The following is a 12765-nucleotide window of genomic DNA, read 5'->3' as shown; positions in this document are numbered from 1 at the left end:
AAAAATCGAAGCAAATTTTAATTTTCATTACTAAAATCAGCACTTGCTAGACGTTTAAGTTGTCTATAACGGCGCTGTGCTTCTGCTTTATTTTTTTCAAACAATTCTTTTGCTTGCTCAGGATTTGATTTTTTAAGTGAGCTATAACGCACTTCATTCATCAAAAAGCTTTCATATAAATCCCAATCAGGCTCTTTGGAAGAAATTGTTAAAGGGTTTTTACCTTCAGCTTCCAAACGTGGATCATAAATGTAAGTTGGCCAATATCCACATTTTGTAGCAAGTTCTGCTTGATTTCCTGAATTTCCAAGCCCACCTTTAATACCATGAGCTATACAAGGAGAATAAGCAATAATCAAAGAAGGTCCATCATAAGCTTCTGCCGCCATTACAGCTTTTAACAACTGTGCATAGTTTGCATTAGAATTTACCTGAGCTACAAAAATATAGCCATAAGTCATAGCAATTTGGCCTAGATCTTTTTTCTGCACTGGCTTACCTGCTGCAGCAAACTGGGCTACTGAGCCTGTTCTTGAAGATTTTGAGCTTTGACCTCCAGTATTTGAATAAACTTCAGTATCAAGCACTAAAATATTTACATTTTCACCACTTGCTAAAACATGATCAAGCCCACCATAACCTATATCATAAGCCCAACCATCACCACCAAAAATCCAATGTGATTTTTTACTCAAATAGCTTTTAAGTTCTAAAATATCATTTACAGCCTTAATCTGTTTATTTTCTTCTAGCAATGGCACTAACTTATCTCTTAACTCTAAAGAAGCTTTAGAATCTTCTTTATTTGCAATCCATTCTTTATATAATGCAGAAAGTGCGTTAGGAACTTCTTGCATACTTTCATTCATAATTTGCTCTATTTTATGTCTTGTTGTTTCAGTTGCTATTTTCATACCAAGACCAAATTCAGCATTATCTTCAAATAAAGAATTACCCCAAGCAGGCCCATGACCATTTTTATTGCTTTTTCTATATGGAGTTGAAGGAGCTGAACCACCATAAATAGAACTACAACCTGTTGCATTAGCAATAATCATTCTTTCACCAAATAATCTAGTGATTAAAGTGATATAAGGAGTTTCCCCACAACCTGGACACGCACCATGGAATTCAAATAAAGGTTGAGCAAATTGAATACCTTTTGCATTTTCTCTATTTAAGATATTATCTTTATAACTTACTTTTTTGAATAAATAATCTGCATTTTCTTGCTCACCATGATCAAGCTCTTCACCTAGTGGTACCATTACTAAAGATTTTTCTTTAGTAGGACACTCATGCACACAAAGCTCACAACCTGTACAATCAAGCGGTGAAACTTGAATTTTGAAATTTAATTTTTGCTCTTTTACGCCTTTTGCATTTAAGCTATGTTCTTTCACGCCTGCTGGAGCATTTTCTAATTCTTTTTCATCTATTAAAAATGGTCTAATAACCGCATGTGGACATACTGAGGCACATTGGTTACACTGAATACAATTAGTTTCTATCCATCTTGGCACCATAACACCAATGCCTCTTTTTTCATACTCAGTAGTACCATGCTCAAAACTACCATCTTCATAGCCCAAAAATGCCGAAACTGATAAATCATCACCCTTAGCCGCATTCATAGGTTTTGCGATTTTTTCAACAAACTCAGTACCTTTATAAGCTATAGTTTCTTCTTTTGCTTCATCAGCCAAATTTGCCCAAGAAGGATCAATATCAACTTTTACAAGTCCATCTGCACCTACATCAATAGCTTTATAATTCATCTCAACTATAGCATCACCTTTTTTGCTATATGATTTATAAGCTAATTCTTTCATATATTTTTGTGCATCTTCAAAAGGAATGATATTAGCAAGTTTGAAAAATGCTGATTGCATGATTGTATTTGTTCTACTACCTAGTCCTATTTCCCTAGCAAGTTTTGTAGCATTAATGATATAAAAATTAATTTCTTTTTGCGCTAAAACTCTCTTAACTGCGTTAGGAATTTTTTTAATAGTTTCTTGCGCACTCCAAATACTATTTAAAAGGAAAGTTCCGCCTTTTCTAATACCTGCTAAAACATCATAAATTTCTAAATAAGCAGCAACTGAACACGCTACAAAATGCGGTGTAGAAACTAGATAGGTTGAAGTAATAGGTTTTTTAGAAAATCTTAAATGGCTTCTTGTATAACCACCTGATTTTTTAGAATCATAAGCAAAATAAGCTTGCGCATAAAAGTCTGTTTTATCCCCTATAATTTTAATAGAGTTTTTATTCGCCCCTACAGTACCATCAGCACCAAGTCCATAGAATAAACACTCTATGGTACTCTCATCACCTAAAGAAATTTTTTCTCCCACAGGCAATGAAGTAAAAGTCACATCATCATTAATTCCTATAGTGAAACCATCTTTTGGATTAGCTTGATTTAGGTTTTCAAAAACCGCTAAAAGTTGAGCAGGATCAACATCTTTTGAAGAAAGTCCATATCTGCCACCAACGATTAAAGGTGCTTTTTCTTTTCCATAATAAGCACTTTTTAAATCTAAATAAAGTGGCTCTCCTAAACTTCCTGGCTCTTTAGTTCTATCTAAAACAGCTATTTTTTCAACACTTTGAGGCATTACATCAAATAGATATTTTAAACTAAATGGTCTATATAAATGAACTTTCAAAACCCCTACTTTTTCGCCTTTGCTGTTTAGATGATCTACAACTTCTTTTAAAGCTTCAGTCACTGAACCCATTGCTACTACAATGCGTGTTGCATTTTTATCCCCATAATATACAAAAGGCTTATATTCTCTTCCTGTAATTTTTGAAATTTCTTGCATATATTCATTAACAATATCAGGAATAGCTTCATAATATTTATTTGCTAACTCTCTTGTTTGAAAATAAATATCATCATTTTGAGCCGTACCTCTTGTTTTTGGATTTTCTGGATTTAGACAGGAATTTCTAAATTCTAACAAAGCCTCACGATCTAATAAGCGATCAAAATGCGCATAATCCATTACTTCGATTTTTTGAATTTCATGGCTCGTTCTAAAACCATCAAAAAAATGCATAAAAGGCACTCTACCTTTAATAGCTGCTAGGTGTGCAACACCTGCTAAATCCATACTTTCTTGCACAGAATGTGAGCAAAGCATAGCAAAACCTGTTTGTCTTGCAGCATAAACATCTTGATGATCTCCAAAAATAGACAATGCTTGAGAAGCTAAAGCCCTAGCTGCCACATGGATAACCCCAGGTAAAAGCTGACCTGCGATTTTATACATATTTGGTATTTTTAATAAAAGTCCTTGAGATGCTGTATAGGTAGTAGTTAAAGCACCTGCTTGTAAAGAACCATGAACTGTCCCTGCCGCTCCTGCTTCACTTTGCATTTCTACAACTTTAACCGGTACTCCAAAAAGATTTTTTTTACCTTGAGAAGCCCATATATCAGTATAATCTGCCATAGGAGAGCTTGGGGTAATAGGATAAATTCCAGCAACCTCTGTGAATGCATAGGCAGCATAAGCTGCTGCTTCGTTACCATCCATTGTTTTCATTATTTTACTCATTTAATTATCCTTATAATTAAAATAATTACTTAAAATCAATAGCTACTTTATCTTTAATTGTCTTAAACAATGATAAAAAATTTTTATTATTTATATGTATAGGCTTTGAATGTGAAATTATCGGATATTTTTTATATGTTTTACAGCTTCATAAGTATTTTCAAAAAGTGGAATTTTAAATTTAGCTAAACTTTCCTTACTTTCATAACCACTACTTACTGCTATGGGTTTGATACCTGCATTACAAGCTGCTTGGATATCTAAATGAGTATCTCCTATCATAAATGCATTTTCTTTGCTTTTAGATAATTTTTCTAAAGCTAATAAAATAGGCTCAGCATTTGGTTTTGGGTAAGTTACATCATCTCTACCTATGATAACTTTAAAATACTCTCCTATACCTAAATGATCAAGTAAAGGTTTGGAAAATTTAGAACTTTTAGTCGTTACAACAGCTAAATCAGCAAACAAACTAGCCTCATATACACTTTCTTTTGCCAAAGAAAGCAAAGAAGTTTGCTCTATATAGATTTTTTGATATACGCTTCTGTAAGCATTAATATACTCACTTGTTTTTTCTTTTGGCACTCCAAGTTTTTCAAAAGCCACATCTAAAGGAAATCCTATTAAAGCTTTAATGGCTTCATGATCTCTTAAAGGCTCACCAAAAGCTTTAAAAGCAGCATCAAAACCATCTAAAATGGCACTTGTAGAGTCTATCAAAGTGCCATCTAAGTCAAATAAAATTGTCTTTTTTAACAAAGCTTACTCTTTAATGAAAAATTTTGCTTCCACACGTCTATTTTGCGCACGGCCTTCTTTAGTATCATTGCTTGCTTTTGGCTTGTCAAAACCATAGCCTTTAGTTGCAATTTTTTCTTTAGCAACACCTGATTTTTCAAGTTCTTTTGCAACTGCCTTAGCACGCTCTAATGATAATTTTTGATTATAAACTTTAGAGCCTGTACTATCTGTGTGACCTTCTAAAATAGTATAATATTGTGGGTTTTCTTCTAAAACCTTACCTACTTCTTGAATTTTTTGTGCAAATTCAGGATTTATACTAATTTGATCAAAACCAAAATGTCCTTCAAGTGCTATTGTTTTTTCACAACCTATATGATCAAGCAAAGCACCCTTTCTTGGCTCTGGACACGATTTATCAATTTGTTTTGCTTGCGGTTTTTCTTCGATTTGTTTAGTTGTAGTTTGAGGGGTTTTTGGAGCTTTATTGCCAAAATAAAAACTCAAGCCAACACTAGAAATCAAATTATGTTCACCATTATTGAATTTAATTTGATCTCTTGCCTCAAGTCTTAAAGCTAAGTCTTCGCCAAGTGCAAATTTAAAACCCGCACCATATTGAGCAAACATACCGCTTTTATTTTCATAAGCTCCATGGCTTAAATACTCATAACCGGTTCCTAACAAACCATATAAATATACATGATTAGCTAGATCAATTCCTTTAATAGCATTTACATAAAATCTTGAAACACTAGTATCTGTATGTGTATTATCGTTTGGATTGTTATATTTTGCATTATCATAATACTCTAAGCCAAGCTCAGCTTGATCTATCCATAAATCATCATAATGATAACCAAATCTTAAACCCACTCCACCGTAATTTTTAAGATTTAAATTTCCTTCTGGGGTTGTATAATTAAAGGTTGGAGTGATTTCTATTTTACTAGCATCAAAAGCAAACAAAACACTAGCTAAACTAACTAATCCTATAATTTTTTTCATAAACTATCCTTAAATAATGAAAATAAATGGGATATTATATAAAAAGAAGATTAAAATAAAATAAGCCCCTTTTTGGGAAAGGGGCTTAAATTTACTACAAAAAGGAGGTTTCCCTGATCGGACTTTGAAATTATAAAAGTTTATTCTAAACAAAAAATCCTTTGATTTTAAACAAAACAAAAATATATGAAAAAATGTGATTTTGAAAATAAAAGAGAGAATGGATCCAAAAATGGATCCAAAAAAAGATTAACGTTTAGAGAATTGTGGGCTTCTTCTTGCTTTTCTGCGACCGTATTTTTTACGCTCAACAGTTCTACTATCTCTAGTAAGAAGTCCTTTTGGTTTTAATAATGCTCTAAAATCTGCATCCATAGCAGCTAAAGCTCTTGAAATACCATGTCTTAAAGCTTCAGCTTGAGCGCTGTATCCACCGCCTAAAGTTGTTGCTTTAATATCCATAGAAGTTTCTTGTTTAGTTACTAATAAAGGCTGAACTACTTTTAATTTTATAGCTTCATGTCCGCCAAGCCAAGTGTTTAAATCCATACCATTAACGATGATTTTACCACTACCAGCTTTTACCCAAACTTTAGCTACAGCGGTTTTTCTTTTACCTGTTGCGTATGTTGTTGCCATGATTATTTTCCTTTATTAGCAATTTGAGCAGTATGAGGGTGTTCGCTACCTGCATAAATTTTTAATTTTTTAAGCATAGCTCTACCTAGGTTTGTTTTAGGTAGCATACCACGAACTGCTAATTTATATAATTTAACTGGATTTTTTTCTAATAAATCACCAAATTTTTCACTTTTTACGCTTCCAAAATACCCTGAATGTCTGTGATATAGTTTATCTTCTGCTTTATTTGCACCTGTGAAAACTGCTTTAGAAGCATTGATAATGATTACATAATCTCCACAATCAACATTTGGAGTATAGCAAGGTTTATTTTTACCTCTTAAAATAGTCGCTACTTCTGTTAAAAGACGACCAAAACGCTTTCCTTCAGCGTCTAAAACGATCCATTCGCGTTTTACTTCGTTTGGCTTTGTTATCTTTGTCATCATCTTACCTTTGCCAAAAATTTTTTTAAAAATGAGATTATAATTATTTTAGCTTAATTAATACTTAATTTAAGAATATTTAAAGTTTTTGTTGTCCTAAAATCCAAAAATACATATCCATAATTTTCATATCCGGATAACATATATTTTCATTGAATTTTAATTTTATTTTTGGAAATTCAAAGCTACTTTTACATCTATCTATCAAGTCTACAATTCCATTATAGCTATTTTCACTATAACTTATCGATATCTTATTGCTATTTTTACTATTGTATTGTCTTAGGCCATTTGTAAAAAATCTATCATAAGCAGGGGTGCAGCCAAAAATTCCTAACAAAATTTTTGCGATCAGCGTATTGCTAATTTTATTTTTATTATTTTTATCTTCTTTATTATTTCTATAGAATAATAATTTTTTTCTATAATTTCATTTGCTTTGGTTATTTGATTCCAATCATGCTTATCCCATAAATCGATAGCCAACAACTCTTCTAATATTGTTTTATATATTTTATAATCATAGCGCAATAAAAAAGAAGAACCCCTATACATACCCCAACTAGCTAAATAAAAAGATAACATCAAGGAAGCATGATTATAATCTACATTTCTCCTATTGATATAAAAATACTCATAACAATGCTCCCAAGATAAATATCAATCATTGTCTGCATTTTTTATTTTACCGTGAAAAAGAGAAATATTACCATAAAATTGTTCTTTATCTATGCTACACATATATTATCTCCACTTTATCCTTTAAAACATATACCAAAAAAGCCTTAGTGGAAGTCTTGGCTAAGATTTTTTCTATGGCTTCTTTGTAAAATAAAACTTGCTTTTTATGCTCGTTTAAATTTAAACCCGTTTTATAGTCTATAATGATAGCTTCATTATCATCAAATGCAAGCATATCAAGTTGTTTTTGTTCGCCTTTATAAGTAATGATTTGCTCTTTTAGTAGCTTTTTACCCACTAAAAGCGCGTTAAAGCTCTCATCTTTTAAAAGCATAGTAAGTCTTTTAAAAAGCTCATTAAAACCTTCATCATCTAAGTAAAAACGGTATTTTTTATACACCATTTGTTTGCAAAATTCAAAATTACTCTTGGTGTTAAAATCAAAATATTGCAAAAACTCATGCAAAGCCAAACCAAAATGTATTTGTGCGCTTGAAAGATGGCTTTTTACTTTAACTTCTTGCAAATTTACCTTTTGAAATTCTTCAAAGTTTTCTATTTGTTCTAAATTTTCTAAAGGCTCTTTTGTTTTAACAAGCTGTTCTTCTATAATGCCTATTTGCTTTTCTTCATAGTCTTGAAAATAACTCTTAAAGGTTTTAAAGCTTTCATCATTTTTTATGATAAAAAGAGAATTTTTAGCTCTAGTAAGGGCTACATATAGACAATTTATCTCATCTTCTGCTTGAAGTTTTTCTCTTTTAGCTAAAAAGGTATTGTAATTTTGATCTTCAAGATATTTTCTAGCACTGTGTCGGTATTTTATTTCCCAACCTTGCTCTAAATCATACTCAAACATTAAAGTTTCATTATCCGGAGCTTTTTTACTAAGTCTATCAAGTACGATTAAATTTTCAAATTCAAGCCCCTTAGATTTATGCACAGTCATAATACTTACTCCATCATCTTGAGCTTGCAAAGACTTTAGCTCACATGGAGCAAATAAAAAATCAAAAAAATTATCAAAAGTACTTGCATACTCTAAATATGCGATGAGATTAACATCACTTAAGTCAAGTTTTAAAACATGTACCAAGTATTTTAAAATCTCACCTACACTACGGTTTAAATCAAGCGTTGCAAACTCAAGTTCTTTTTCTAAAATACTACTTGCAAAGTACAAACTAAACTCATCTTTAAGCACACAAGCCTTTGCATACTCAAAAAGCACTCTTACACTAATACAATCCATCAAAGCTACATTGCTTTGCGTATAAGCTTTAATGTCATTTTCTTCAAGAAATTCTTTCATTAAAGTAGCATCTTTATTAATCCATACCAAAATGCAAATTTCACTGAGCTTTACGCCTTTTTCTAAAAGCTTTTGAATGATCTTTAAAACTTCTTTACCACTTGCTTCATGCAAAGAACTTTTTGGCGGGATATGATTTTGCAAAACTTCCACATATCCACCTTCTTTAATGCTTTTTTGCAAAGTAAAGCTAGGATTTAAAAAGCTATCAAAAAATTTATCTTTAAAAACTTCATTTACATAATCAACAATGATTTTTTTACTACGATAATTAGTATCTAAATGCTCTAATTTAATTTGCGGAAAGTCTTTTAAAAGCTTATCAAAAAGCTCTTTTTTACCCCCTCTAAAACCATATATACTTTGCTTTTTATCCCCCACATAAAAAAAGCTTCTATTTTTTTTCACTCCCTCGCCTGAAACAAGCTCAGCAATGATGGGTTTTAAAATTTGATACTGCAAGACATTAGTATCTTGAAATTCATCGATTAATAAATGAGAAATATAACCATCAAGCCTAAAATAAATCAAATCTTTGTTAGTTTCATCACTAATTAACTCATAAGTTTTTAAAGCTATATCTGAAAAAGTCAATGCATTTTGCTTGACATTGTTTTCATTTCTTGCTTCTTTAAAATGCGCCAAAAGCTTTGCAAGTATACTTATGCGGTAATTTTCCATTTGAGTAAAATACTCTTTTGCACTTTGTAAAAACTCTGCTCTTTTTTGCAAAAATTCACTATCGATGACTTTTACAAAATATTTTTTATCTAAATCACAAATAATAGGTTTAGTAAAGAAATCTTCTATGTTCTCAAATTCGAAATTTTTTTGATAGTTTTTATCTGCGCTTAAATTTCTTGCATAAGTTATAAACGCACTTAAGCTTTTTTCTAAAAAAGTTTTATTTGGAAAATGTGCATTTTGTATAGAATTTATCTCACAAGATCTTTCATACAAGCTTTCAAGATTTTGCAAAAAGTCACTCTTGTTTTTTGTCTGAACAATATAATAAGCCAAAGCCCTTAATTCTTCTTCGTTTAATTTAGCGATGAAATTTTTATAACTATCCTGACTTTCTATAATGTCAAAATCACTCATAAGACCTAAATTTAAAGCAAAAGAACGAATGATTTGCGAAAAAAAGCTGTCAAAAGTGTAGATATTAAGCTTGGATCTTAAAAATTCCTCTTTATATTTTTCTCTTAAAGCTATAAGCTCATCTTTGCTTTTACCTAGCATTTTCATAAGCTCATCACACTCTGCTTTATTCTCTCCATTTTCAAGTACATCAAATTCTAAAAAGGTTTTAAAAACTCTTTCTTTCATTTCACTTGTAGCTTTATTAGTAAAAGTAAGGGCTAAAATTTCATTAATCTTAGCTCCCATTAAAACCAAAGCTACAAAACGCACACTTAATGCAAAAGTTTTTCCACTTCCTGCACTAGCTTCCAAAGCTAAAAAAGGCTCAAAATGATAACTCAAAGCTTAAACTCCTTTTTATAAAGCATGGTATAAGGGCTATAGGTATTGTCATTTTTTTGATTAAAAAATTCTTTCTCCAAAGGTTCTTTAGCAAGCTCATTAAGTAAATCTTTAAGTTCTTGTACGCTCTTACTTTTAGTATTTTCATGTATGATTTTGATATTTTTAAGATCATAAAAACAAGCTTTTGTATTTAATAAGGTATTTTGACTTTCTAATAAAAACTTATAAAAAGCAAGTTGATAAGACTTTTCATCTGCCTTACCGCTTTTATAATCTATAATCAATCTTTCATTGCCATTATTATCTACTCTATCTAAAAAGCCTATGGCGTGAATTTTCACTCCATTTTCTGCAATAAATTCTTTTCTTGGTGGATTAAATTCACATTTTTCTACCACATAACCTTGCTTAAAATGCTCATTTTCAAGTGTTTGAAATTCTTTAAATATAGTTTGTATTAAAGCTAAATTTAGCACATCAACTCGGTATTGTTTAATGCTTTTTACCACTTGCATAAAAACTTCATAATCAAAATGATTTTTAGATTTTTGTGTATAATAAAGCTCTAAAGCCTTATGGATAAAACTCCCCAACTCATTTGCTCTAAGTGTATCATCTAAAGTCTTTGGCTCTTTTAATCTTAAAACATACTTATAATAATAATCCAAACCATAATACACAAGAAGATGAAATCTTGAAAAAGAAAGATCATTTTGAAAATAATCATGTTTTGCTTTAATACTTACAATAGGTTCAAGATTAAAAGTACATGGATAAGTTTGAAAATATTTCACATAAGCATTATTGCTATAAGTTTTATCTTCATAAAGTGGAAGTTCAAGTTCATTTAAAAATCTTGATTTGATTTTTTCTTCATTTTCCACATAAGAAATTCCAACTAATTTTGCCTTGGCTATTAAAGTATAATAATAATGTCTTTGTAAATTTTCTCTTTGAGCATGAGTGATAAGTCCTGCTTTTTTGCGAATTTCATTGTTTAAAAATAATTCGCTTGAAACTCTTTTTGGGATAAACTCATCATTAAAATCAACTATAATTACCCCATCATATCTAAGTCCCCTACTTTCTAAAAGTCCCATTACAGTAACTTCACCACCACCAACACTGCTTAATTTTATACCATCAATTTGCATAAAAAATAATTCTAAAATTTGCACAAAGCTTAACTTGTGTGTTTTTATAAGCTCTTTGATAAAAATAAGCTCTTGATGTATATAATTTTTTAATTCCTCTTCACTATCTTCTAGCAAATTAAAAATAAAATTCTCAAAGAAATCATAAGAAATATTTTCATCAAAAAGCTTTTTAAACTCTGCAAAATCAACATTAGAAGAAAAAAAGTGTAAATTGCACAAATGTTTGTTTAAATTACACCTTTCATAAAAATCTTCATTTTCTTCATACTCAAACTCATCATCTTTAGCACTTTCATACAAAGACTTTAATCTATGATAAAAAAGTGTGTTTTTAATACTCTCTCCACTTGCATAGTTTAAAACATTATTTTTATCATAAAGTCTTAAAATATCTACAAAATTCTCATCAGGAGTAATCACTACAATATCTTTTGCATTTATACCGGATTTTAAAAAAGAATTAATTTTTTCAAAAACAAAAGCAGCTTGTAAAGATCTTAAGTGAAAACTTTTATAACTAATTTTACTTTCTTTAAAAAAGCACTCTTCTTTTAAAATTGTTTTTTGATTTACATCAAACAAATAAGCATGATTTTCTTTAAGAGAAAGTCCTTGTAAAAAGCTAAGAGTATTTAAAAAATCTTTATTAAATTTAGTGCAATTAAACTGTACTTTAAGAGGAAGTATTTCCTTAACTTTTAACAAAAGCTCTACTTCAAAAGCATTTAAAAAACCTTGAAAATCAAAAATAATCTCATCATAATTTTTTAAAAAACCACTATTAATTTCATAATCTAGTGGCAAAGAAATATCATCATATAAATTTTGTTCTTTTAACAAGACAAGATAATTTTTAAAAAGCTCTTCTAAAATTTGCAAATGTTCATCATACTGTGCATAAGCATCATGAAATTTTAATGAGTTGATATCTTTTTTTTCTAAACTAAGCTCTTTAAAGAAACTAAATAAATAAGCATTGTTTTTTAAGAAAGCAAAAAAGTTACTCGGTATTTTTAAACTTTGCTCTAAATTTTTAGTTTGCTCACAAGCCTTTTTCATCAAAAGCAAGCATTCATAATGCGTTGCTTGAAAATATGGAGAAAAAACTAATTTTTGCATAAATTCAGCTATACTCATAGCTGGTTCTACTAAACTATCAATCTGTAGTTTTTTCTCATAATACTTTCTTAAAGCTCTTAGTGAGCTAAATACAAAAAGCTTCATTATTTAGTTTGTAAAAAGAATTTAAAAAATCCTACACTATTTTCATCTTGAGTGATTTTTAAAAGTATTTGCCAAACGCCTTTTTCTTTGATATTAAAATCAAATATCAAATCACTTCCTTCTAATCTAGCTTGTAAATTCTCATCGTTTATATTTGTATGTGGGCGTGAAAGTAAAGTTTGAATTTGAAGCTTACTTAAGTCATAATCTTTTAAATTTTCAATAGCAATTCTCAGCTCATTTTGCCCTTCATTGATATAATAAACTTTATTTTTCTTATGCACAAAGCTTTCTTTATCTTTAATGCCTAGTTTAAAATTTTCATCAAAAGTCTTTTGTCTGTTTTGAATTTCATTATAATTTAACTCTACATTTTGATAAGAATCAAAATAAAAATTATCTTCATACACAGGTGCCTTGCTTGCAATAAAAATCGTAACAATACAAGCTATAACAATAAGCCCCAAAGAAATCAAAATACCATAAGGCCAAAATGTTTTCTTATTTTCCAT

The 12765-nt window shown here is 30.0% G+C and carries 9 protein-coding genes; all 9 read right to left on the bottom strand.

Features of this window, described 5'->3' with window-relative positions; genetic code table 11:
• Window positions 1-17: 17 nt before the first annotated feature.
• Window positions 18-3572 (bottom strand): pyruvate:ferredoxin (flavodoxin) oxidoreductase, encoded by a 3555-nt coding sequence (gene nifJ / locus EL235_RS01970; RefSeq protein WP_126340700.1) that lies wholly within the window; start codon window positions 3570-3572, stop codon window positions 18-20.
• 117 nt (window positions 3573-3689) lie between these two features.
• On the bottom strand, window positions 3690-4334 hold the full coding sequence (locus tag EL235_RS01965; protein ID WP_039617658.1) for an HAD family hydrolase: 645 nt from the start codon (window positions 4332-4334) through the stop codon (window positions 3690-3692).
• A 3-nt stretch (window positions 4335-4337) separates the two neighbouring features.
• Window positions 4338-5324, bottom strand: a complete 987-nt coding sequence (locus EL235_RS01960) for an OmpA family protein (protein ID WP_126340699.1) — start codon at window positions 5322-5324, stop codon at window positions 4338-4340.
• Window positions 5325-5573: 249 nt separating this feature from the next.
• Window positions 5574-5963: a 30S ribosomal protein S9 gene (rpsI, locus tag EL235_RS01955; protein ID WP_039617655.1), complete on the bottom strand. Its 390-nt coding sequence runs from the start codon at window positions 5961-5963 to the stop codon at window positions 5574-5576.
• 2 nt (window positions 5964-5965) lie between these two features.
• Window positions 5966-6391 (bottom strand): 50S ribosomal protein L13, encoded by a 426-nt coding sequence (gene rplM, locus EL235_RS01950; protein WP_039617653.1) that lies wholly within the window; start codon window positions 6389-6391, stop codon window positions 5966-5968.
• Window positions 6392-6742: 351 nt separating this feature from the next.
• Entirely contained in the window at window positions 6743-6946 is a 204-nt protein-coding gene (locus EL235_RS01940; protein ID WP_126340698.1) for a hypothetical protein, read from the bottom strand.
• Between the two features lie 178 nt (window positions 6947-7124).
• A complete protein-coding gene (locus tag EL235_RS01935) occupies window positions 7125-9869 on the bottom strand; it encodes a RecB-like helicase (protein WP_126340697.1) in 2745 nt (914 codons plus the stop codon).
• The gene (locus tag EL235_RS01930; RefSeq protein ID WP_126340696.1) at window positions 9866-12253 is read right to left on the bottom strand and encodes a PD-(D/E)XK nuclease family protein; all 2388 of its coding nucleotides are present in this window, start codon (window positions 12251-12253) and stop codon (window positions 9866-9868) included. Before EL235_RS01930 ends, EL235_RS01935 begins: the two co-directional genes overlap by 4 nt.
• Window positions 12253-12765, bottom strand: a complete 513-nt coding sequence (locus tag EL235_RS01925) for a FixH family protein (protein ID WP_164717486.1) — start codon at window positions 12763-12765, stop codon at window positions 12253-12255. Before EL235_RS01925 ends, EL235_RS01930 begins: the two co-directional genes overlap by 1 nt.

Source organism: Campylobacter lari, from assembly GCF_900638335.1.
In the GTDB taxonomy this organism is placed as follows: Bacteria; Campylobacterota; Campylobacteria; order Campylobacterales; family Campylobacteraceae; genus Campylobacter_D; species Campylobacter_D lari_E.
The sequence above is the reverse complement of the archived record's forward strand: the minus strand, read 5'-3'. Positions and strand labels throughout refer to the sequence as shown.